The sequence below is a fragment of the Paenibacillus xylanilyticus genome (assembly GCF_013359935.1).
GTDB classification, from domain to species: domain Bacteria; phylum Bacillota; class Bacilli; order Paenibacillales; family Paenibacillaceae; genus Paenibacillus; species Paenibacillus xylanilyticus.
On record NZ_JABMCB010000124.1, the window covers coordinates 1 to 21,731 of the forward strand.

The window sequence follows — 21,731 nt, forward strand, 5'->3', positions numbered from 1 at the left end:
ATCAGAGAAGCAAGCTTCTCTTCAAGTCCGCTCGACTTGCATGTATTAGGCATGCCGCCAGCGTTCGTCCTGAGCCAGGATCAAACTCTCCAATAAAGATGAATTTCAGCAGCGCGGTTAGACGCTATGAAAATCATCTGGGGTATTGAAAAGAGCGATTAGCTCATTTTGAATCTGACGAGATTAAAAATCTCAATTGTGCTTCGAAATCATACAGTCAAATGACGCGTACCGATTTCTCAGCGTCGATCTTGCAAGCAAGATCGTTACTCACTCGTTGTTCAGTTTTCAAAGATCAAACATTCAATTTATTACTGTTTTTCTTATCGTCGTCGTTTCAGCGGCGACTTTTATAATATATCATGTTCAACCTAACTTTGCAAGCACTTTTTTTCAAATGTTTTTCATTCGATTTCATATCAATGCTTGTTTTGTTCGGTTTGTCCTAAAAAAGGAACGAAAATTAATTTATCATATCTTATCAAAAAGGTCAACCCTTTTTCGACAAAATGATCAGCATCTTATTCTATTCATTGATTATTCCAGTATAGAGGTACAGCGCTGGGTGCAGCGGCCGCACCTCGCTCTTCATTCAAACGACATATCCTGATCCCCTGCATTGCCTCTTACGGTTTGGATTTTTTAAGTTTGCCGCTTCTTGCGTATTTGGACAACTCCTTCGGAGGAGCAAATCTTGCGTACATGCGGAATACTGTTTTGTATCTACTTGCTATTGCGTATTTGATCTCCTGGTCGAGACGATTATCACTTAGGTCAAACAACATTTCATCCAGCTCTTTACGTAATACATAATCGAGCTCCTTACATTCCTTCTCGTTAAACAGCATACCCAGCATTAAGAGTTCTCCTTTTTCTGCATATGGATAATGGCGCACTCCCGTTTGTTTGGGATGTCCCCCGTTTCTCTATAGTCGGAGATATTTTAGAGCGCGCCGATCCCAGCTCCCCCTCATATTTCTGTATAACTTGCATATTGAGGGAGTTTGCTGAAACCCGTTTTATTGTTATGGTCAACTTTCTGAAAATTTATGAATGTCATTCCATACAAATTTATCCACGCACAATGCTGAAGGTAATTGTACTTTCGATAATGGCTGCAATGAACAGCAGAATAACAATCCAACAGGAAGCGGTTAATGTTCTCTTTAAGAAAGTCTCCCACTGTTTTCCTAACATCTGCCGCTTGGCGCTTCCAAGCTGTACCAAACTTCTGAATGCCAGTCCCCCGAATTTGAGTCCAAACGCACAGGCAATGATGATAACTGGAATTTCAATGATCCCATGGGGTAATAGTCCCTTCACCACAATATCAAAAAGGCTTGCCCCATTGTTCGTGGTAAAGTGCACAAGAAAACCGATAACCATTCCATTGATAATTAAAAAGATAACCGGCAAAATGCCAAAGAAAATACCCGCATAGATTACAAGCACACTTTTAATGGCATTATTAAAAAAGATAAATATAAAGAAATTCCACTGCACATTCCCGCCCTGTTCAAGTCGTTCGCTAACTTCACGCAATCCACCTATTTGATTCAATAATATCTCCTGCAGCGGTCCAGTACTCACCCACCCGGCGCCTATACCTGCAACGAACAATAGGACTGACCAGATTAGAGCGCTGCGAATGGATCCTAGATCTTTTAGAAATGTACTCAATTTCAGCATAATTACCTCCTGTTAAATAAAGATGATGGACAAACAAATTTCTGAGCGAATAACTACGCGGTACGAGCATACATTGGAGAATAAACAAGCATTTCTTATGGGAGAGGGGCGCTTATTGAAATGAACTCGTTCTATGTATTTAGTGGGAAAAAGATTAAACGTTTCCTGATTGTGCTGGCTGCTGCCGTCTTTGCTATCGGGATTATTTATCTGGAAAGTGGCAATGTTTCTGTATTCTCAGAGGATGCACCGTCGGCTGTGTACAACGTACCAACAGAGAAGAAAGTCATTGCACTTACCTTTGATATTAGCTGGGGAGACAAGCGCACAGAGCCAATTCTGAAAGTACTGCAGGATAATAAGGTAGAGAAGGCAACCTTTTTCTTATCCTCCCCTTGGAGCAAGACTCACCCCGAGATCGTAACCTCCATTAAGGAGGCAGGATACGAAATTGGCAGCCACGGGCATAAGCACGATAATTACAGCAGCATGACCGAAGAAGAAATTCGCAAGGAAATTTCGACAGCTCATAGCATTTTAACCGATTTAACGGGAAAAGAACCGAATTTGCTCCGTCTGCCCAATGGGGATTTTGACAAACGCGTACTTCAGGTAGCCAGCAGTCTAAACTATCAGGTTGTACAATGGGACACTGACTCGCAGGATTGGAAAAATCCCGGGGTACAGACCATTGTAGATCGTGTGGTCAGCAAAGCTCACCCTGGGGATATCGTATTGCTGCACGCGAGTGATTCTTCCAAGCAGACTCATGAAGCATTGCCTGTCATTATAGATAAGTTGCGAAACCAAGGGTATGAATTTGTTACAGTTTCCGAGTTGCTGAATCATTCCAGTGCCAAAGGGACCGAAGTTCGTGATCAAGCCAGTGCACAGTAATACTACACTACAGAAATTCATCATTCATCCATAGACGGTATAACTAATATTAAAGGTACAGCAGCACAAATGAAAAGAGAGCTAACATGGTTAGCTCTTTTTTGGCGTTTTTATAAATCAACTCACAATGCCAGCCTTTCCTACACTTGCTCCGCTCTACCACTCACTGTCTGCTCCACAGATCCATCCACCAGCTTATGTAATATAAGCATTTGGTACGCATTACATACCAGCAATGGGATCACAATAAAGATGGTAGCTGCATTCACATCTATTCGCAACACACCGATCGTTTCCACCACGGTGACTGCAATCATAAAAAAGAGCGTTGGCACCATTGCCGAGATATGTGTCTGTTTCACCTTCACGTAAGCGGTAACAATTGCAGCTGCCAAAATAATAATTCCCAGTACAATATCGGATAGACGTTCTCTTCCGCCACCGACGAACAAACGCAAAAACATGACGTCCAGCAGGGCCAACACGGTTAATACGAGCTGTACTATTTGCCATCCGCGTTTCGGAAATACACCTTTGCCCATATAATTCAATATCAAGTAAGCGAAAAAACCCATTTGAGAATACACACTAATCATAACGCCTGAACCAAACAAAATGAGGAGATACAGTAGGAAATCGGTCATTCCATTCGTTTTTTCCCCGTTCACGAGCATCATAATCAAGCCTGTCACTAACGATCCCGCAGCCCCAATAAGTAAGGCTGTCCAAAATAGGAAAAACCATTTACGTAAATTCAAATGTTTTCCACCCCCGAGAGTTTATTTTACCAACCTTCTCAGCAAAAAACCATCATCGTTCAACATATTTAGTGCTTTGCTATCACATACTACATGCAGTATCTATTCAAGGAGGGGTTATGCACATGAAACGGCCTTTGTGGCAGCTATGCTGTGTCGTATTCGGGCTTTCCGTCATGCTCGCCGGCTGTGGTTCAGATCAGAGTTCTTCGCCTCCTCAGGGCAGTTATAAAGAGATGAAAACGATGATCGTGGATATTTTAAAAAGTGATGAAGGCAAGAAAGCTGTTGAAGAAGCTCTTACGGGGCAAAGTTCATCAGGTGGTGGTGAAGGCGGGGAATCAGAACAAGGTGGAAGCGGATCAGGTGGTGGATCTGGAACCATTGGTATGAAAATGTTAATGCCTATGCAATCTTCGGAACAAATACGTATTGCGGTTAAAGATACCATTACAGCTCCCGAGTATCAAAAAGAATTTGAAAAAATCATGACAGACCCGAAATTTGCCGGTGAGTTTGCCAAAGCCATCAACTCGCAGAGCAAACAGCTCCATATGGAGCTAATTAAGGATCCAACTTATCAGAAATCGATCGGGGATATCATGAAATCTCCAGAAGTATCCAAAATGTTTATGGACATGACCAAAACACCAGAGTACCGCAAACAGACCATGACCGTTATGCAGGAAGTCATGCAGAATCCGTTATTCCGAATGGAAGTACTCACCCTGCTTAAGAAAGTAGTACAGGAAGAGCTGCAGCCAAAGGTTGAATCGGGTGGACAAGAACAAGGTGGACAAGGCGGCGGCCAGGAAGGTGAAGGCGGTAGTGGTGAGGGCGGCGGTGACAGCGGAGATGGTGGAAGCGGTGGTGACTCCGGCGGTGGCGGTGGCGGCGGCTCATAAAAGATCACCAAGCTAAATTCAAATTTTATGAAGGTCGCTTGCAGCTTTACAGCTAAATAAAAGCCCGCATCCGATGGGATGCAGGCTTTTTAGCTGTAGATTAGAGTGTTGAGCCATTAAAATTTCGCGTCGATGGATTGGGCTACTTCATCGTAGATAGCACCGATTCGTGTATCGGTCTTGTATACAGATGGGGAGAAATCAGGCTCCGATGGATGATTATCGGGTGTTCCTAAAGGAATCTGCGCTAGTAACTCTGTGTGCAGACTCTCCGCAAGACGTCCGCCACCCCCACGACCAAATACATAGTCCTTCTCTCCACATTTGCCACATTCATAATAAGCCATGTTCTCCACCACACCGAGCAGCTCATGCTCTGTCTGAATCGCCATTGCACCAGCCCTGGCAGCTACAAATGCTGCTGTTGCATGAGGTGTGGTAACGATGATCTCTTTACTCTGTGGCAGCATTTGATGAACATCCAAAGCGACGTCACCCGTCCCTGGAGGCAAATCAAGCAGCATGTAATCAAGTTCTCCCCAATTCACATCAGTGAAGAACTGACGCAGCATCCGACCCAGCATAGGGCCACGCCAGATTACAGGGTTGTTTTCACGAATGAAAAATCCCATGGACATCACTTTCACACCGAAACGTTCTACTGGCTGAATCACACCGTCCTCTACAACAGGGTATTCTTCGATCCCCATCATATCAGGAACACTAAAGCCATAGATGTCCGCATCAATCAGTCCGACCTTTTTACCTTGCCGAGCCAGAGCAGCTGCCAAATTCACTGTGACTGTAGATTTACCTACCCCACCTTTGCCACTTGCTACTGCAATATAACGAACACCCGATTCGGGGCTTAGCAGCTCATGTCCATCCAGACCTGCTGCATGGCCTTTAACAAGCACTTCTTCATCATTTGGTTCATTCCCGGGTTGTCCTGCATTCAAGCTCTCTCGTTCATGCTCTGATGCTGCACGCAGACGTATATGTACATCATTAATACCGTGCTGGGACATCAGGTTACGCGCGGCATCACTAAGAGCAGTTGTATCCTCAGTCTGATTGTCCAGTGTTACAATGGTCAGCGCCACATGATTTTCCTTTACCATGACATCACGGATCCATTGCAGCTCGGTCAGACTCACTCCCAATTGTGGTTCCTGTAAAGGTTGCAATAGTTCAAGTATCTGTTCTTTTGATATCATCATACAGCACCTCAGCTTTATCTATTGGCATGTAATTAGGTATGCTGCGTTAATTATACCATTCTCCTTTACCTTGTGACTAACTTTTGGGACGTTCGCCAGAGGAATATCGCAGGATCCCGTTATAAATGGAAGCGGCTACTTTACGCTGGTATGCTTCATCGGCAAGAAGACGCGCTTCTTCCGGATGAGAAAGGAACCCAACCTCGACTAGAGCAGAGGGAATTTTCAATGCCTGCAGCAGATAGACGGTATTTACCGTTTTCGCAATTCGATCAGTATTTTCAAGATTACGAATCATTTCTTGCTGAAGCAGATTGGCCAATCCTTCATTGTCCGGGTGGTTAGGTGTATAAAATACCTGCGCACCACTCCAGCGGTTCGAAGGCACACTGTTCATGTGGATGCTGATAAACAAATCTGCCTGTTTGTCTTCAATGCGCCTTACTCTTTGTTTAAGATCTTCTGTCTTGCGTTTGGAGTACCCCCTGGTATCTGACTCGGCCAAATCTGTATCGATCTCGCGTGTCATGACCACCAGCGCTCCAGCTTGCTGAAGATAATCCCGCACATACAAGGCTATCGACAAATTGATATCTTTCTCAATGACCCCCTGCTTGCTCACAGCTCCTCCATCAGGTCCGCCATGCCCTGCATCTATGGCGATGACCTTGCCCGCTAATGGCAAGCCCCAGTATCCGGACATCTTGGTTGAAGGGAGCTCATACGTCACCACAGCTACCAACATGGCTAGCAGACAGAGGCTTAACAGAACCCTCTTCACTGTGCGAAGACGAATCCAAACAACAAAATGCTTCCCCATATTTTTCCTGCGCATAAAAAAACCACCTCGTCCCTATAAATGACTCTAATCATCTATATGGGACAAGGTGGACAAATATACCGTTAGGAGCGGACTTGCTCAGCCATTCCTTCGATCAATACTTCAGCTACCTCAGGACGCGTAAACTCTGGTGGAGGGCACTCTCCATCACGAAGCAAACCACCACTTTCGTACCGGACAACGTCATGTGATGCTCTTTGCCATGTGGGCAAGTTTTGGCTTGATGCCATGTTGCCACATTTGGTGCAGTAAAAACTATGCTCGAATAACAACGCTGCTATATCCATCTCTTCCGCAGTGAAGTTGGAGAACTTTATTTATGAAGTCCGCATTCTGTTTTGTCATTACCGGACCATCGTCCTGCACGCGGATCTTCTCCAGGCATAACTTGACGTGTGCAATATTCACAACCGATGCTCGGGTAGTTCTGGTCATGCAGAGGATTGTATACAACATTATTGGCGCGAATATATTCCCACACATCCTCTGATGTCCAATGAGCAATCGGATTAAATTTCATAAGTCCAAATTTGGTGTCGTACTCCACCTTCTTCGCATTGGCACGAGTCGGCGCCTGATCTCTACGAATTCCCGTAATCCAAGCATCATATTTGGAGAGTATACGTGTCAGCGGCTCAACTTTGCGAATATTGCAGCAAGCATTAGGATCCGATTTCCATAATTCCTCTCCATGTTGAGCTGCCTGTTCTTCAGGAGTGATTTTGGGAGAGACCCGTACGAAATCAAGATTGTATTTCTCCTTCATGGCGTCACGCGTCTCATACGTTTCCTTAAAATGAAAATCGGTGTCGAGATAAAAAATATCCGTAGATGGACTGATCTTTTGAAGCATATCAACAAGTACAACATCTTCCGCACCAAAGCTGCATGCAAAAGTGATATTTGGGAATGTCTCAACAGCGTAACGGATAATATCCTCAGGGCTTGCGTTTTCCAATTCTTCTGCTTTCACCCGCGCAAGATTTTCTTTTTCCAACAAGTTCATTCTGAATTTCCCCCATTCTGCTTTTCCCCAAAACTTTAATGCCGACTAATCTAATATGAATTAAGTATAGTATAAATCTTTCAGGGGGGATGTCAATGCCTGCCACAAGTAAAATGATTCATTTGCAGCCCATTTTTGTGAGTGGATTACCAATCATTTTGTGAACACTTAGATTCTCTTCAAATGAATCCATTGCAATTAACTTAACCAGGTTAGAAGGTATTAGAGTCCAATTCGCTATGCTAATCGTGAAATTCTTTGTCCCTACTGGGTTATTTGGATTAAACTGTACTAAAATTCGTAATGATAATGCTCGTGCCAAAAACCAAATATGAGATGCATAGAGATAAACCGAACATGAAAAAACTTTAAATTCTCCGTGCTTACATATAAGTGTCTTTTATTGATTTCATAGGAAATGCTGATGGTTGTGGTCTCGTATACCCTGTCCGGAATGATCTATCTTGAGCCAAGTTTAAGATGAGAAATAAGCTATGTTAGATCACATACATATGACAAATTGTCCGCATCATCCTATTGGATTAACTAATCCATGTTTTATAGACAACAAAAAAGCCTCTGGCTGAAGGCCAGAGGCTTGTAAAACATCTTAACGTTTGGAGAACTGAGGAGCGCGACGAGCGGCTTTGAGACCGTATTTTTTACGTTCTTTCATCCTTGGGTCACGAGTCAGGAATCCTGCTTTTTTCAGGGAAGCACGGTATTCCGGATCTGCTTTCAACAGAGCACGGGAGATACCATGACGGATTGCGCCGGCTTGACCGGAGATTCCGCCACCATGAGCGATAACCAGAACGTCATAGTTGCTGAGCGTTTCTGTCAAAGTCAGTGGTTGTTTTACGATCAGTTTGAGTGTTTCCAAACCGAAGTATTCATTAATATCACGTTTATTGATGACAATGCGTCCTTCACCCGGTACAAGGCGAACACGAGCTACCGAATGTTTACGACGACCTGTCCCATAGTATTGTACTTGTGCCATGAAACTGTCCTCCTTTTAATTAACCGCGAAGTTCGTAAACTTCTGGTTTTTGTGCTGCATGTGGATGCTCAGTGCCTCTGTACGCTTTAAGTCTCAGCTTCATTTTTTCGCCCATGCGAGTTTTAGGAAGCATACCGCGAACAGCCAATTCCAACATACGTTCCGGTTTGTTTTTAACCATCTCTTCAGCAGTAGTTACTTTCAAACCACCTGGGTGCATCGAGTGACGGTAGTATTTTTTGTCTTGCATTTTTTTACCAGTCAATACGATTTTCTCCGCATTGATGATAACTACGAAATCGCCAGTGTCCACATGTGGAGTGAATTGTGGCTTATGTTTGCCGCGGATCAAAGCAGCTGCTTCGCTTGCCAAACGTCCGAGCGTTTTGCCTTCGGCATCAATGATGTGCCATTGGCGCTCAACTTCGTTAGGCTTCGCCATGTACGTGGTACGCATGAAAAGTTCCTCCTTAAAATGTTCAAAATCATCATTTTCATTTATCTTCGTTCATTAAGTGATAACTTTAGGTGTTGATGGATAGTTGTTGCGATGTGAACCTCTTAATTGGGGCTGTGGGAAAGCCATTAAGAAAACACAACTTTTATATTACATGATAGCAGCTTAAATCGCAAGTGTTAATTAACCTTTTCACTCACCAAATTTAATCTTTTTTATATTCAAGATCCCAGAGCATTAAACCGCTGCTAACCGCAGTTGGTCCTGCAGCAGAACGATTGCATGCAGCAATCATATCCGGTACATCAGAGGCTTTCCGTTTACCCTCTCCGATCTCCAGCAGTGTACCAACAATGATGCGTACCATATGCTGCAAAAAGCCGTTGCCGCTCACATAAATATGAATGACACCTTGATCGCGCGGATGGTCTCTGCACATTGAGCGGTCCACATCTATCCATGCATCATATACCGATCGCACATGATTGTCTTTCTGAGACTTGCGAGAAGCAAAGGAGGTGAAATCATACGTACCGATAAAATGACGAAGCCCCTCCTGCATTGCAGTTATGTCCAACCTGGCGTGATGGTGGTATTGCAGTCTTCTGTTGAATACATCCGGGAATTGATTTGCATTGACAGTATAGCGGTACGTCTTCGTTTTCGCAGCATAGCGAGAATGAAAATCGAGCGGCACTTCCATGGCGTCAATAACAACAATATCCGAGGGTAGTCTAGAGTTAAGCGCAATACACCAACGTTCAATCGGGATTTGAGATTCCGTGGTAAAATTGAAGATCTGTCTACGGGCATGAACACCCGCGTCCGTTCTACCAGACCCCGTGATCTTTACCTTCTCACCTGTTAATGCACAAATGGCATCTTCAAGATGATCCTGAATGGTATTCCCTCCCGGCTGTACCTGGAAGCCATAATAAGCAGTGCCATCATAAGTTAGCGTCATGCACAAGTTGCGCATCATTACCACACCTTTGTTCCATACTATACATGCCTATCCCGAACAGCAAAAGAAGCCCCTTCCGGAGCTTCTATTACAGCACGAATTCCGAAATGAAGTGAAAAAAAGGGTTAACCCAGAATCAACGACTCTGTCCCCTTTCCTCATCTCATCTGTTTTACGCGCGGTCAACCAGTTCCAAGTAAACCATAGGCGCAGCGTCACCACGACGAGGTCCCAGTTTCAGGATACGTGTGTATCCACCTGGACGCTCAGCGTAACGACCGGACAATTCGCTAAACAGTTTTTGGATTGCATCTTGCTCACCATCGATAGTTTCGCGGCGAACATAAGCTGCCACTTGGCGACGGGCATGAAGATCTCCCTTTTTCGCTTTAGTGATCAGTTTTTCAGCAATAGAGCGAACCTCTTTTGCTTTCGCTTCAGTTGTCTGAATGCGTTCGTATAAGAACAGGTCGGTTACCAGGTCACGGAACAAAGCTTTACGTGCGCTGGAGTTACGGCCCAACTTTTGGTATGCCATTGTTTTCCCTCCTTCACTTCAAGCACTCGGCTGTCTATTCTTCTGTACGGAGTCCCAAACCGAGTTCCTCGAGCTTCTCTTGAACTTCTTCCAAAGACTTGCGTCCGAGGTTACGGACTTTCATCATGTCTTCTTCCGTTTTCGTAGTCAGCTCTTGTACGGTATTAATACCGGCACGTTTAAGGCAGTTGTAGGAACGAACAGAGAGATCCAGCTCTTCGATCGTCATTTCGAGTACTTTTTCTTTTTTGTCTTCTTCTTTTTCGACCATGATCTCAGCGTCTTTCGCTTCGTCTGTAAGACCCACGAAGAGCATCAAATGCTCGGTCAAAATTTTAGCGCCAAGGCTTACAGCCTCTTCAGGACGAATACTTCCGTCAGTCCAAACTTCCAACGTGAGCTTGTCATAGTTGGTTACTTGGCCGACACGCGTATTTTCCACAGCGTAGTTAACGCGGCTGATCGGGGTGAAGATGGAATCGACTGGGATGACGCCGATCGGCTGGTCATCGCGTTTATTCCGATCTGCCTGGACGTAGCCGCGACCGCGATTGGCAAAAATACGCATGTGAAGTCTCGAACCTGGTCCGAGCGTAGCAATATGCAAATCCGGGTTAAGGATTTCCACATCAGAGTCAGCACGGATATCTCCAGCCGTGATTGCTCCTTCGCCTTCAGCATCAATCTCGAGCACTTTCTCCTCATCCGAATGAATCTTAAGCGACAAAGCTTTCAGGTTAAGAATAATCTCCGTTACATCTTCCATTACGCCAGGAACTGTAGCAAATTCATGCAGAACGCCATCGATTTGAACCGAAGACACTGCCGCACCCGGCAGTGACGAGAGCAAGATTCGGCGAAGCGAGTTTCCAAGCGTCGTACCGTATCCGCGCTCCAGCGGTTCTACTACGAATTTCCCATAGGTGCCATCATCGTTGACGTCTACCGTCTCAATTTTCGGCTTTTCGATTTCAATCACTGCAATACCCCTCCTTCAAAACGTCGGTCCTCTATGAAACATTTACCTTCTCTTGCGAAAACATGTAGTAGTATGCCTAAACAACCATTATTAGCAGATTGTGCTGGATTTATACCACACGCAGGGGCAAATCTCATTAGACACGACGACGTTTTGGAGGACGGCATCCGTTATGCGGGACTGGAGTTACGTCTTTGATCAGGTTAACTTCAAGACCTGCAGCTTGCAAAGAGCGGATCGCTGCTTCACGGCCTGCGCCTGGTCCTTTAACCATAACCTCAACGGCTTTCATCCCATGTTCCATTGCAGCTTTGGCAGCAGTCTCAGCAGCCATTTGTGCAGCAAACGGAGTCGATTTACGGGAACCTCTGAATCCGAGGCCGCCGGAGCTTGCCCACGAAATTGCATTTCCGTGAGGATCCGTAATGGTAACGATAGTGTTATTGAAAGTGGAACGGATATGTGCCACGCCAGATTCAATATTTTTACGGTCACGACGTTTAGTACGTACGACTTTTTTCGGTTTAGCCATTTTCTCTTATCCCCCCTTATTATTTCTTCTTGTTCGCTACTGTACGACGAGGACCTTTACGAGTACGAGCATTCGTTTTCGTACGTTGTCCACGAACAGGCAGACCACGACGATGACGAACTCCACGGTAACAACCGATCTCCGTCAAACGTTTAATATTCAAAGAGATTTCACGACGCAGGTCACCTTCTACTTTGACCTCTTTGTCGATACTTTCACGCAATTTGCTGACTTCATCTTCCGTCAAATCACGAACACGAGTGTCCGGATTGATGCCTGTAGAGCTCAGAATTTTCTGGGAAGTCGTTTTACCGATTCCGAAAATATAAGTCAAGGCGATCTCAACGCGCTTATCACGTGGCAAATCCACACCAGCTATACGTGCCATTTTACGCTACACCCCCTTCATTAACCTTGTTTTTGTTTGTGTTTCGGATTTTCACAGATAACCATAACATTCCCTTTGCGGCGAATGACTTTGCATTTTTCGCAAATCGGTTTGACCGAAGGTCTTACCTTCATGTGAATTACCTCCTCAAAGTTCTGCTTAGCAAAACTCTCTTCGTAAGCATTGACCTCGTTTTACCATTGTAAAACCGGCTTCGAAGCTTTCGCAAGTTTTGCCGGGCAAAACCCGCTTCAAGCTTCACAGTTCATTGCAACTGTCTACTACTATTTACGGTAAGTTATACGTCCTTTTGTCAAATCATAAGGCGATAACTGAACAACTACTTTGTCACCAGTCAGGATACGGATAAAGTGCATCCGCAGCTTGCCGGAAACGTGAGCGAGAATTTGATGACCGTTCTCAAGCTCAACCTTGAATGTTGCATTCGGCAGCGGTTCAAGAACCGTACCTTCCACTTCAATGACATCTTCCTTGGCCATTAGTCAGTCTCCTTTCTCTTCAGCTTGAATGTTGGTGGATTCCAGAAACGAATGAACCGCATAGCGGAGCTTTCCGTTTGTCACCCGACCACTCTCGTTTAAACTGTTTACGACCTCACTGCTGATCATTGGCTGGAGCTCCAAATGAAGAATATTCTTCTTCTTAGGCTGATCAAACTTTCGTTTGTCTCCATCCGCAATATACACGAACTTACTGTCCGCTATAGCAACAATTACCGCGGCTTGGTCCGCATTGCGGCCTTTACGGATCTTCACAAGTTGACCGAGCTGCGGATTAGACTGATTGTTCATGCCTCATCACCTACGCATTCAGTTTTGTGAAAATTTCCATGCCATCTGGTGTAACTGCTACGGTGTGTTCAAAGTGGGCACATAACGATCCGTCAACAGTTACGACAGTCCAGTTATCTTCCAACGTTTTCACATACCGTCTGCCTGCGTTAACCATCGGCTCTATGGCCAGCACCATGCCCGCTTTAAGCCGTGGTCCCCGATCAGGAAGACCATAGTTCGGAATTTGTGGTTCTTCGTGCAGATCTGCGCCTATGCCGTGACCGACATATTCACGAACTACAGAAAAACCGGCATCCTCAATATATTTCTGAATCGCATGAGATATAGTAAACAAGCGAACGTCCGGTTTAACTAGCGCCAGACCTGCGTATAACGAAGCCTCGGTAACGTCCAGAAGACGACGGGCTTCTTCGGAAATACGGCCGACCGGATAAGTCCAGGCAGAATCTCCATGATACCCCTGGTACTGCGCGCCAATGTCAAACGTAACAATATCGCCCTCGTTCAACTTGCGTTTGCCGGGAAATCCATGCACCAACTCTTCATTTACTGAAGCGCACACACTGGCAGGAAAACCGTTATAACCTTTGAAAGACGGCACAGCTCCTTGACTGCGGATGTATTGATCGGCCATATGGTCAAGTTCTCCAGTCGTAATACCGGGAGCGATATGCTCTGCCAAGAGACGATGCGTTTCCGCAACAATTCTCCCTGCTTCCCTCATCAAGCCCAGTTCCGTTTCGGACTTACCAATGATCATTCAATTAACCTCGCAGTAAGGACACGATCTCTTGAGAGACTTGATCAATATCCTGTTCTCCGTCCATTTGACGAAGAAGACCTTTGTTCTCATAAAACGTGAGGAGTGGTGCTGTTTTGTTGATATATTCGTCGAGACGGGTGCCCACGCTCTCTTCGTTATCATCCGAACGTTGGTACAACTCGCCGCCGCATCTATCACAAATACCTTCCTGCTTAGGCGGATTGAATACGACATGATAAGTGGCGCCACAGTTTTTGCAAATGCGACGACCCGTCAGACGGGCTAGCAATTTGTCGCGGTCCACTTTCAGGTTGATTACATGATCGAGACCTGAGTTCAGTCGGTCCAGAATGCCATCGAGCGCTTCAGCTTGAGACAGGGTTCTCGGAAAACCATCCAAGAGGAAACCTTCTCTGCAGTCAGGCTGCTGCAATCGTTCTTCAACGATGCCAATGGTTACATCATCTGGTACAAGCAATCCTTGATCCATATATTCCTTGGCTTTCAGGCCAATGGGAGTTCCCTGCTTAATCGCGAGACGAAATGCATCGCCTGTTGAAATGTGGGGAATACCGAACTCTTTCACGATGACGTCTGCTTGCGTTCCTTTTCCTGCCCCCGGAGGGCCCATGAATAGGATGTTCACGTTATGTCACTCCCTCCAAGACTACCCTACATCAACAAACAGCACAATAGGTGCCGGCAAGTAAATCTTAGCTTGACCGGTACCTATTGCCTATTTATTGATAAAACCTTTGTAGTGGCGTTTGATCAATTGGCTTTCGATTTGCTTCATGGTATCCAGCGCAACACCGATAACGATCAGGAGAGATGTTCCTCCAATTTGCGCTGATTGAGGCAAACCAGAAAGTGCCCCTAAGAATACAGGCAGAACGGAAATGACTGCCAAGAAGATGGCTCCGGCCATTGTCAAACGAGTCATGACACGGGTCAGATATTTCTCGGTTGCTTTACCCGGGCGAATGCCTGGGATGTAACCGCCGTTCTTTTTCATATTATCAGCCATCTGCTGTGGATTCATCTGTACAAAAGTATAGAAGAAAGTGAAACCGAAGATCATCACAACATACAATAACATACCCAAAGGTTTGTGAGTAGTCAGATTTTGTCCGATCCACTGTGCCCATAAACGATCAGCCCAGAAGTTGGCGATAATCGTAGGGAACATCAACAGAGATGAAGCAAAGATGACAGGGATAACACCTGCTGCGTTAATCTTCAGCGGGATATGTGTATTCTGTCCACCGTACATTTTGTTACCTACAACACGTTTAGCGTACTGTACAGGAATTTTCCGAATCGCCTGCTGAATGTAAATGACACCGATGATAATCAGCACAATAACAATTGCGACGATTACCCCTTTAAGGATGTTCATAAACAACTGATCAGGTTGGATGAAGTCGGACTCGATTGTTTGTTTGATAATGTTAGGCACCGTTGATAGGATACCTGCGAAGATCAAGATCGAGATCCCGTTTCCTATGCCCTTCTCGGTGATCTGCTCACCAAGCCACATCAGGAATGAAGTACCGGCCGTAAGTACAATCGCAATCAAGATATAATCAGCAAAAGTGGCGTTAGGCACCATCTCTGTATTGTACAAGCGGTTGAATCCGATCGACGTACCAAACGCTTGAATCAATGCCAGCCCAATCGTCAAATAACGAGTAAGCTGTGCTGATTTTTTCTTACCTTGTTCACCTTGCTTTGCCCATTCCGCTAACTTAGGGATAACGTCCATGGAAAGCAACTGTACTATGATAGACGCAGTGATGTAAGGTACGATCCCGAGTGCAAAGATCGAGAACTGGAACAGTGCTCCACCCGAGAACGTATTGAGAAGTCCAAAAACTTCTTTACCCGCAGAATTTGTCGCTTCGAAAACCTCTTTGTTAACTCCAGGTACTGGAACGAAGGATCCGATGCGGTAAATGATCAGTACAAAAAGGGTAAATAATACCCTTTTGCGCAGATCTTCAACCCGCCAGATATTCTTTAGGGTCTTGAACATTAAATCACCTCGGTTGTACCGCCGGCAGCTTCAATTTTCTCCACCGCAGATTGAGAAAACTTGTTAGCTTTAACAGTCAGCTTCACAGTGACTTCACCGTTACCCAGGATTTTGATTCCGGATTTAGCGTTTTTAACTACGCCATTCGTCATCAAGAATTCTGGAGTTACTTCAGTACCCGCAGCAAAACTGTTCAGGTCTTCAATATTCACAACCGCATATTCTTTGCGAGTTGGGTTTACGAAACCGCGTTTTGGCAAGCGACGATACAATGGATTTTGTCCACCTTCGAAGCCCGGACGCACACCACCGCCGGAACGAGCGTTTTGTCCTTTGTGACCGCGACCTGATGTTTTACCCGTACCACTACTTGGACCGCGACCAAGACGTTTGCGTTCTTTGCGGGATCCAGGAGCTGGGGAAAGCTCATGTAACTTCATCGTTCGTTGCACCTCCTTAAAGATTTGTGGGATTATCCCGATATTAAGCTTCTACTTCTTTAACAGCAACCAAGTGACTTACTTTGTTAATCATGCCACGAATAGCAGGATTATCGTTTTGAACCACTTTGCTGTTGATTTTGCGCAAGCCCAATGTTTTCACAGTTGTTCTTTGCGTCTCCGGACGTCCGATCAAGCTGCGGACGAGGGTAATTTCTAATTTAGCCATGAGATTCCCTCCTTAACCCAGAAGCTCTTCGACGGATTTTCCGCGCAGTTTAGCCACGTCTTCAGCACGCTTCAAACGGGACAAACCTTCCAAAGTCGCATTGACCATGTTCATGGAATTCGAAGAACCCAGAGATTTTGTCAAAATGTCACCTACACCAGCAAGTTCGAGAACCGCACGTACAGGACCACCAGCGATAACACCAGTACCTTCAGATGCTGGTTTCAACAGAACGCGTCCTGCGCCGAACTTACCTGTTACCAAGTGAGGAATCGATGTTCCTACGAGTGGAACGTGTACAAGGTTTTTCTTAGCGTCTTCAATACCTTTGCGAATTGCATCAGGTACTTCGCCCGCTTTACCGATACCAGCTCCAACCCAGCCGTTGCCGTCGCCGACTACAACCAGTGCGCTAAAGCTGAAACGGCGTCCGCCTTTTACTACTTTAGCTACGCGATTAATATTTACAACTCTTTCAGTCAGTTCCAAAGTATTCGGATCTACACGCAAGTCGTTAACCTCCTTTTGAAAAATATCTTAAAACTCAAGTCCTGCTTCACGAGCCGCTTCAGCCAATGCTGCGATACGACCATGGTACAGATATCCGCTACGGTCAAATACGATGTTGGAAACACCTTTGTCTTTCGCACGTTTAGCAACGAGTTCGCCGACTTTACGAGCTGATTCAACAGATGCACCATTTTTGATGTCGCTGCTCAATTCTTTGTCTACGGTAGACGCGGAAGCGATTGTTACACCAGCTACATCATCGATAATTTGAGCATACATATGTTTACCAGAACGGAATACGTTCAAACGAGGACGTGCTGCCGTTCCTTGGATTTTCTTACGAACACGAAGGTGTCTTTTCAGACGAGCCTTGTTTTTATCTGGTTTCGTAATCATCTCAGGGATTCACTCCTTTCAGGTTACCTCGCTGGCTTCAAACCGGAAGCCACGGGGTATATTAGAAACACACGAAGCAAGCAAGCCGAAAGCCGCGCAAAGGCGGTAAGAGAAATCTTATTTCTTCTTACCGGCTTTACCTTCCTTACGGATGATACGCTCGCCTTCATATTTAATACCTTTACCTTTGTACGGCTCAGGTTCACGAACGGAACGAATTTTAGCAGCGTAAGCACCTACACGCTCTTTATCGATCCCGCGAACGATGATTTTCGTATTCGAAGGAACTTCGAATTCGATTCCCGCTTCCGGTGTAATTTCAACCGGGTGAGAGTACCCAACGTTCAGAACGATTTTATCTCCGGATTTGCTTGCACGATATCCGACCCCAACCAGCTCCAGAGATTTTGCGAATCCTTCAGTAACGCCACTCACCATGTTGTTTACAACGCTGCGCGTTGTGCCGTGCAAAGAACGATGAGTTTTGTTATCGGAAGGACGCACAACTGTAATTTCGTTGTTCTCAACTGTAACCTTCATGTCTTTATGAAGTTCACGAGTCAGAGTTCCTTTTGGTCCTTTTACCGTAATAACGGTGTTGTCCAGTGTGATGTCCACACCACTTGGTACTGTAATTGGTTTGCGACCAATACGAGACATATGTTGCACCTCCTATCTTGTGACGTTATATTACCAAACGTAGCAAACGACTTCTCCGCCGGATTTCGATTGACGAGCTTCTTTGTCCGTCATAACACCTTTGGATGTCGAGATGATCGCGATACCCAGGCCACCAAGTACACGAGGTACTTCGTTGCTTTTCGTGTAAACACGAAGACCAGGTTTACTGATTCTTTTCAGACCAGTGATAACGCGCTCGTTATTTTGACCGTATTTCAGGAAAACACGGATAATCCCTTGTTTGTTATCATCGATAACTTCAGCGTCACGGATGAAACCTTCACGCTTCAGGATATCGGCGATTTGTTTTTTCATTGTCGAAGCAGGCATTTCTACTGTTTCGTGACGAACTGTGTTCGCATTACGAATACGAGTAAGCATATCTGCAATTGGATCAGACATAGTCATTGTGAGTTAACCTCCTTCCCGTTCAGGACTTTTTACCAGCTTGCTTTTTTCACGCCAGGAATCTGGCCTTTATAAGCTAATTCACGGAAGCAAATTCTGCAAATTTTGAACTTCTGCAGTACCGAATGTGGACGTCCGCAACGCTCACAGCGTGTATAAGCACGTACTTTAAACTTTGGTGTGCGTTGTTGTTTAACTTTCATCGAAGTTTTTGCCACTTTAGCCTGACACCTCCTAAATAATTTCGGAGAAAAGGGAGTCCTTCCAGACACCCGGAAACGTTATGCCAACTTATTTTACGAAAGGCATTCCCAGTTGCGTGAGCAATTCACGGGACTCTTCGTCTGTTTTCGCCGTTGTTACAATAACAATATCCATACCGCGGACTTTGTCTACTTTATCGTACTCGATCTCTGGGAAGATCAGTTGTTCTTTCAGACCCAGTGTATAGTTACCACGTCCATCGAACGCTTTGCTCGATACACCACGGAAGTCGCGGACACGAGGCAATGTAACGTTGAACAGTTTATCGAGGAAGTAGTACATACGCTCGCCGCGCAATGTAACTTTCACACCGATAGGCATGTTCTCACGCAGTTTGAAACCTGCGATAGATTTTTTAGCACGAGTGATTACAGGTTTTTGACCTACGATCAGTTGCAAATCGTTTACTGCGGAATCCAACACTTTGGAGTTTTGGACAGCGTCGCCCACACCCATGTTGATAACGATTTTCTCGATTTTCGGCACTTGCATTACCGTTGTATAGTTAAACTTCTGCATCAAAGCAGGAGCGATTTCTTGCAGGTAACGTTCTTTCATTCTTGATGCCATGAATCATAGCCCTCCTTTCTCATTCGGTTCAATTAGTCGATAATTTCTCCGGAACGTTTAGCAACACGCACTTTCTTTCCGTTATCCAACACTTTGTAACCTACACGGGTTACTTTTCCGCTCTTTGGATCGATGTGCATTACGTTGGAAACGTGAATCGGAGCTTCCTTCTCGATAATGCCGCCTTGCGGATTTTGCTGGTTAGGCTTCTGGTGTTTTTTGATCATGTTAACACCTTCCACAAGGACGCGGTTCTCACGAGGATAAGCAGCGATGACACGGCCTTTTTTACCTTTGTCTTTACCGCTGATCACCATAACCGTATCTTCTTTTTTAACGTGAAGTTTGTTGTTATGGGATTCCAGAACTTTTTTCACTCTTGGCATTTCGTACACCTCCTGTTTCTAACATCACGAGATTAAGCTTTACGCTTTAGATAACTTCTGGGGCCAAGGAAACGATTTTCATGAAGTCTTTCTCGCGAAGTTCACGAGCAACAGGTCCGAAAATACGTGTTCCACGTGGGCTTCTGTCGTCTTTTACAACAACTGCTGCATTTTCATCAAAACCGATGTAGGAACCGTCTTTACGACGCACAGAACGTTTAGTACGAACGACAACCGCTCTAACTACATCACCTTTTTTGACAACGCCGCCTGGTGTTGCTTGTTTTACAGAACAAACGATCAGATCACCGATTTGTGCTGTACGACGTCCCGTACCGCCGAGTACGCGGATACACATCAGTTCCTTCGCACCGGAGTTGTCGGCTACAGCCAAACGTGTAAATGGTTGAATCATTTAGTATTCCTCCTTTCAGCTATGCTGCTGACGCATTAGATGATAACCGCTTTTTCAACGATTTCAGCAAGTCTCCAGCGTTTATCTTTCGAAAGCGGACGAGTTTCCATGATTTTCACCGTGTCACCGATTTTCGCAGTGTTTTCTTCGTCATGCGCTTTGAATTTTTTAGTGACTTTGATACGTTTATGGTACAATTCGTGTTTTTTGTAGGTTTCTACAGCAACAACGATCGTTTTATCCATTTTATCGCTGACCACTTTACCGATTTGCACTTTACGTGCGTTACGTTCTTCGCTCATTGTTGGCCTCCTTCCTGATTACGGACGGACTGTACATCCGATCCCTAATTAACCGATTCCCAGTTCTCTTTCACGGATAATGGTTTTAGCACGAGCTATTTCTTTCCGCACATCACGGATTCGAGTCGGGTTATCCAGCTGACCGGTAGCGAGTTGAAAGCGGAGGTTAAAGAGTTCTTCTTTAAATCCGGCAATCTTTTGCTCGATTTCAGCAGAGGTTAGGTTGCGAAATTCACTAGCTTTCATTTGCTTCACCACCCAATTCTTCACGTTTCACAAACTTCGTTTTGATTGGCAGTTTGTGAGCGGCAAGACGCATCGCTTCGCGTGCGATATCCTCCGGTACACCAGCAAGTTCAAACATGATCTTACCTGGTTTCACAACTGCAACCCATTTTTCTACGTTACCTTTACCGCTACCCATCCGAACCTCGAGAGGCTTTTGAGTGATTGGTTTGTCAGGGAAAATTTTGATCCAGACTTTACCACCACGTTTGATGTAACGAGTCATCGCAATACGAGCCGCTTCGATCTGACGGTTCGTAATCCAAGCCGGTTCCGTAGCTTGCAGACCGTATTCGCCAAAGTTCAGCGTAGTTCCGCCTTTTGCTTGGCCTTTCATATGTCCGCGTTGTTGCTTACGGTGTTTTACACGTTTTGGTACCAACATGATTAGTTGCCTCCTTCCTTAGCAGCTTGTTTCTTAGCCGTAGGAAGAACCTCTCCACGATAGATCCATACTTTTACGCCGATACGGCCGTAAGTTGTATGAGCCTCTGCTGTACCGTAGTCGATGTCGGCACGAAGCGTGTGCAGTGGAACAGTTCCTTCGCTGTAGCCTTCCGAACGTGCGATCTCAGCTCCGCCAAGACGTCCGCCCACTTGAGTTTTAATACCTTTTGCACCAGAGCGCATAGTTCTTTGAATAGCTTGTTTCAGAGCACGACGGAAAGAAACGCGACGTTCCAGTTGTTGTGCAATGCTTTCTGCTACCAGGATTGCGTCCAGGTCTTGGTTCTTAATTTCAGAGATGTTGATGTGTACTTTTTTACCGCCAGCAATTTTCGTAATTTGATTACGAAGATTCTCAACTTCAGATCCACCTTTACCGATTACCATACCTGGTTTCGCTGTGTGAATCGTTACGTTTACGCGGTTTGCCGCTCTCTCGATTTCAACACGAGACATAGCGGAGTCTTTCAATTTATTTTTCAGGAATTCACGAATTTTCACGTCTTCCATCAAAAGATCACCGAAGTCTTTGCCTGCATACCATTTAGATTCCCAGTCACGGATTACTCCGACACGGAGTCCGACCGGATTTACCTTTTGGCCCACAC

36 protein-coding genes and 1 rRNA gene are annotated in these 21,731 nt (G+C 45.2%); 2 read left to right on the plus strand and 35 right to left on the minus strand.

Annotation, left to right across the window (positions count from 1 at the left end):
- The 3 genes from HP552_RS02235 to HP552_RS02245 all read right to left on the minus strand — a co-directional run.
- Positions 1 to 96, minus strand: a 16S ribosomal RNA gene (locus HP552_RS02235); the annotation flags it as partial.
- Between the two features lie 530 nt (positions 97 to 626).
- Positions 627 to 857: a hypothetical protein gene (locus HP552_RS02240; protein WP_095293396.1), complete on the minus strand. Its 231-nt coding sequence runs from the start codon at positions 855 to 857 to the stop codon at positions 627 to 629.
- A gap of 214 nt (positions 858 to 1,071) precedes the next feature.
- The gene (locus HP552_RS02245; RefSeq protein WP_175394082.1) at positions 1,072 to 1,689 is read right to left on the minus strand and encodes a stage II sporulation protein M; all 618 of its coding nucleotides are present in this window, start codon (positions 1,687 to 1,689) and stop codon (positions 1,072 to 1,074) included.
- A 120-nt stretch (positions 1,690 to 1,809) separates the two neighbouring features.
- Between HP552_RS02245 and pdaB the strand changes: the two genes are divergently transcribed.
- Positions 1,810 to 2,586: a polysaccharide deacetylase family sporulation protein PdaB gene (gene pdaB, locus HP552_RS02250; RefSeq protein WP_110756607.1), complete on the plus strand. Its 777-nt coding sequence runs from the start codon at positions 1,810 to 1,812 to the stop codon at positions 2,584 to 2,586.
- A gap of 140 nt (positions 2,587 to 2,726) precedes the next feature.
- Here the strand turns inward: pdaB and HP552_RS02255 are convergent, their stop codons facing one another.
- On the minus strand, positions 2,727 to 3,344 hold the full coding sequence (locus HP552_RS02255; protein WP_175394083.1) for a KinB-signaling pathway activation protein: 618 nt from the start codon (positions 3,342 to 3,344) through the stop codon (positions 2,727 to 2,729).
- A 125-nt stretch (positions 3,345 to 3,469) separates the two neighbouring features.
- Here HP552_RS02255 and gerD point away from each other — a divergent pair, with 125 nt between their 5' ends.
- Complete coding sequence (gene gerD, locus HP552_RS02260) at positions 3,470 to 4,249, plus strand: spore germination lipoprotein GerD (protein WP_175394084.1); 780 nt, start codon at positions 3,470 to 3,472, stop codon at positions 4,247 to 4,249.
- A 116-nt stretch (positions 4,250 to 4,365) separates the two neighbouring features.
- Here the strand turns inward: gerD and salA are convergent, their stop codons facing one another.
- The 31 genes from salA to rpsC all read right to left on the minus strand — a co-directional run bounded on the left by salA (position 4,366) and on the right by rpsC (position 21,729).
- A complete protein-coding gene (gene salA, locus HP552_RS02265; protein ID WP_175394117.1) occupies positions 4,366 to 5,466 on the minus strand; it encodes an iron-sulfur carrier protein/transcriptional regulator SalA in 1,101 nt (366 codons plus the stop codon).
- Between the two features lie 79 nt (positions 5,467 to 5,545).
- Entirely contained in the window at positions 5,546 to 6,304 is a 759-nt protein-coding gene (gene cwlD, locus HP552_RS02270; protein ID WP_175394085.1) for an N-acetylmuramoyl-L-alanine amidase CwlD, read from the minus strand.
- A 68-nt stretch (positions 6,305 to 6,372) separates the two neighbouring features.
- Positions 6,373 to 6,597 (minus strand): hypothetical protein, encoded by a 225-nt coding sequence (locus tag HP552_RS02275; RefSeq protein WP_246310730.1) that lies wholly within the window; start codon positions 6,595 to 6,597, stop codon positions 6,373 to 6,375.
- Between the two features lie 26 nt (positions 6,598 to 6,623).
- On the minus strand, positions 6,624 to 7,316 hold the full coding sequence (locus HP552_RS02280) for a phosphoadenylyl-sulfate reductase (protein ID WP_175394087.1): 693 nt from the start codon (positions 7,314 to 7,316) through the stop codon (positions 6,624 to 6,626).
- Between the two features lie 610 nt (positions 7,317 to 7,926).
- Positions 7,927 to 8,319, minus strand: coding sequence for a 30S ribosomal protein S9 (rpsI, locus tag HP552_RS02285; RefSeq protein WP_056697740.1), 393 nt, complete (start codon positions 8,317 to 8,319; stop codon positions 7,927 to 7,929).
- 19 nt (positions 8,320 to 8,338) lie between these two features.
- A complete protein-coding gene (gene rplM, locus HP552_RS02290; RefSeq protein ID WP_175394088.1) occupies positions 8,339 to 8,776 on the minus strand; it encodes a 50S ribosomal protein L13 in 438 nt (145 codons plus the stop codon).
- A 205-nt stretch (positions 8,777 to 8,981) separates the two neighbouring features.
- Positions 8,982 to 9,755 carry a tRNA pseudouridine(38-40) synthase TruA gene (gene truA / locus HP552_RS02295; RefSeq protein WP_175394118.1) on the minus strand — a complete coding sequence of 258 codons (774 nt, stop codon included), beginning with the start codon at positions 9,753 to 9,755 and terminating at the stop codon, positions 8,982 to 8,984.
- A gap of 157 nt (positions 9,756 to 9,912) precedes the next feature.
- Positions 9,913 to 10,278 (minus strand): 50S ribosomal protein L17, encoded by a 366-nt coding sequence (gene rplQ / locus HP552_RS02300; RefSeq protein WP_017692102.1) that lies wholly within the window; start codon positions 10,276 to 10,278, stop codon positions 9,913 to 9,915.
- Between the two features lie 34 nt (positions 10,279 to 10,312).
- Positions 10,313 to 11,257 (minus strand): DNA-directed RNA polymerase subunit alpha, encoded by a 945-nt coding sequence (locus HP552_RS02305; protein WP_024633566.1) that lies wholly within the window; start codon positions 11,255 to 11,257, stop codon positions 10,313 to 10,315.
- A 136-nt stretch (positions 11,258 to 11,393) separates the two neighbouring features.
- Positions 11,394 to 11,789, minus strand: coding sequence for a 30S ribosomal protein S11 (gene rpsK, locus HP552_RS02310; RefSeq protein WP_017692100.1), 396 nt, complete (start codon positions 11,787 to 11,789; stop codon positions 11,394 to 11,396).
- Positions 11,790 to 11,808: 19 nt separating this feature from the next.
- Positions 11,809 to 12,177, minus strand: coding sequence for a 30S ribosomal protein S13 (gene rpsM / locus HP552_RS02315; protein WP_095293406.1), 369 nt, complete (start codon positions 12,175 to 12,177; stop codon positions 11,809 to 11,811).
- A gap of 20 nt (positions 12,178 to 12,197) precedes the next feature.
- Positions 12,198 to 12,311: a 50S ribosomal protein L36 gene (gene rpmJ / locus HP552_RS02320; protein ID WP_003333770.1), complete on the minus strand. Its 114-nt coding sequence runs from the start codon at positions 12,309 to 12,311 to the stop codon at positions 12,198 to 12,200.
- 150 nt (positions 12,312 to 12,461) lie between these two features.
- Positions 12,462 to 12,677: a translation initiation factor IF-1 gene (gene infA, locus HP552_RS02325; protein WP_017692098.1), complete on the minus strand. Its 216-nt coding sequence runs from the start codon at positions 12,675 to 12,677 to the stop codon at positions 12,462 to 12,464.
- A gap of 3 nt (positions 12,678 to 12,680) precedes the next feature.
- Complete coding sequence (locus tag HP552_RS02330) at positions 12,681 to 12,989, minus strand: KOW domain-containing RNA-binding protein (protein WP_024633568.1); 309 nt, start codon at positions 12,987 to 12,989, stop codon at positions 12,681 to 12,683.
- Between the two features lie 10 nt (positions 12,990 to 12,999).
- Entirely contained in the window at positions 13,000 to 13,752 is a 753-nt protein-coding gene (gene map, locus HP552_RS02335; protein ID WP_175394089.1) for a type I methionyl aminopeptidase, read from the minus strand.
- 4 nt (positions 13,753 to 13,756) lie between these two features.
- Complete coding sequence (locus HP552_RS02340; RefSeq protein ID WP_175394090.1) at positions 13,757 to 14,401, minus strand: adenylate kinase; 645 nt, start codon at positions 14,399 to 14,401, stop codon at positions 13,757 to 13,759.
- A gap of 90 nt (positions 14,402 to 14,491) precedes the next feature.
- Positions 14,492 to 15,790, minus strand: coding sequence for a preprotein translocase subunit SecY (gene secY / locus HP552_RS02345; RefSeq protein WP_095293410.1), 1,299 nt, complete (start codon positions 15,788 to 15,790; stop codon positions 14,492 to 14,494).
- Positions 15,790 to 16,230, minus strand: coding sequence for a 50S ribosomal protein L15 (rplO, locus tag HP552_RS02350; protein WP_095293411.1), 441 nt, complete (start codon positions 16,228 to 16,230; stop codon positions 15,790 to 15,792). Before rplO ends, secY begins: the two co-directional genes overlap by 1 nt.
- A 43-nt stretch (positions 16,231 to 16,273) precedes the next feature.
- On the minus strand, positions 16,274 to 16,459 hold the full coding sequence (rpmD, locus tag HP552_RS02355) for a 50S ribosomal protein L30 (RefSeq protein ID WP_017692092.1): 186 nt from the start codon (positions 16,457 to 16,459) through the stop codon (positions 16,274 to 16,276).
- A gap of 12 nt (positions 16,460 to 16,471) precedes the next feature.
- On the minus strand, positions 16,472 to 16,969 hold the full coding sequence (rpsE, locus tag HP552_RS02360) for a 30S ribosomal protein S5 (protein WP_017692091.1): 498 nt from the start codon (positions 16,967 to 16,969) through the stop codon (positions 16,472 to 16,474).
- Positions 16,970 to 16,996: 27 nt separating this feature from the next.
- Positions 16,997 to 17,365, minus strand: coding sequence for a 50S ribosomal protein L18 (gene rplR, locus HP552_RS02365; RefSeq protein WP_175394091.1), 369 nt, complete (start codon positions 17,363 to 17,365; stop codon positions 16,997 to 16,999).
- A 117-nt stretch (positions 17,366 to 17,482) separates the two neighbouring features.
- Positions 17,483 to 18,025 (minus strand): 50S ribosomal protein L6, encoded by a 543-nt coding sequence (rplF, locus tag HP552_RS02370; RefSeq protein WP_017692089.1) that lies wholly within the window; start codon positions 18,023 to 18,025, stop codon positions 17,483 to 17,485.
- 30 nt (positions 18,026 to 18,055) lie between these two features.
- On the minus strand, positions 18,056 to 18,454 hold the full coding sequence (gene rpsH, locus HP552_RS02375) for a 30S ribosomal protein S8 (RefSeq protein WP_095293413.1): 399 nt from the start codon (positions 18,452 to 18,454) through the stop codon (positions 18,056 to 18,058).
- A 32-nt stretch (positions 18,455 to 18,486) separates the two neighbouring features.
- Positions 18,487 to 18,672 carry a type Z 30S ribosomal protein S14 gene (locus HP552_RS02380; protein WP_013312154.1) on the minus strand — a complete coding sequence of 62 codons (186 nt, stop codon included), beginning with the start codon at positions 18,670 to 18,672 and terminating at the stop codon, positions 18,487 to 18,489.
- Positions 18,673 to 18,745: 73 nt separating this feature from the next.
- The gene (gene rplE / locus HP552_RS02385; protein WP_175394092.1) at positions 18,746 to 19,288 is read right to left on the minus strand and encodes a 50S ribosomal protein L5; all 543 of its coding nucleotides are present in this window, start codon (positions 19,286 to 19,288) and stop codon (positions 18,746 to 18,748) included.
- Between the two features lie 32 nt (positions 19,289 to 19,320).
- Entirely contained in the window at positions 19,321 to 19,674 is a 354-nt protein-coding gene (gene rplX / locus HP552_RS02390; RefSeq protein WP_024633578.1) for a 50S ribosomal protein L24, read from the minus strand.
- 46 nt (positions 19,675 to 19,720) lie between these two features.
- Positions 19,721 to 20,089, minus strand: a complete 369-nt coding sequence (rplN, locus tag HP552_RS02395) for a 50S ribosomal protein L14 (RefSeq protein ID WP_090905289.1) — start codon at positions 20,087 to 20,089, stop codon at positions 19,721 to 19,723.
- 35 nt (positions 20,090 to 20,124) lie between these two features.
- Positions 20,125 to 20,391, minus strand: coding sequence for a 30S ribosomal protein S17 (gene rpsQ, locus HP552_RS02400; RefSeq protein WP_175394093.1), 267 nt, complete (start codon positions 20,389 to 20,391; stop codon positions 20,125 to 20,127).
- A gap of 48 nt (positions 20,392 to 20,439) precedes the next feature.
- On the minus strand, positions 20,440 to 20,637 hold the full coding sequence (rpmC, locus tag HP552_RS02405; protein WP_017692083.1) for a 50S ribosomal protein L29: 198 nt from the start codon (positions 20,635 to 20,637) through the stop codon (positions 20,440 to 20,442).
- Positions 20,627 to 21,061: a 50S ribosomal protein L16 gene (gene rplP, locus HP552_RS02410; RefSeq protein WP_076292170.1), complete on the minus strand. Its 435-nt coding sequence runs from the start codon at positions 21,059 to 21,061 to the stop codon at positions 20,627 to 20,629. The genes rpmC and rplP overlap by 11 nt, the downstream gene beginning before the upstream one ends.
- Positions 21,062 to 21,063: 2 nt before the next feature.
- Positions 21,064 to 21,729: a 30S ribosomal protein S3 gene (gene rpsC / locus HP552_RS02415; protein WP_090924673.1), complete on the minus strand. Its 666-nt coding sequence runs from the start codon at positions 21,727 to 21,729 to the stop codon at positions 21,064 to 21,066.
- Positions 21,730 to 21,731: the final 2 nt, after the last annotated feature.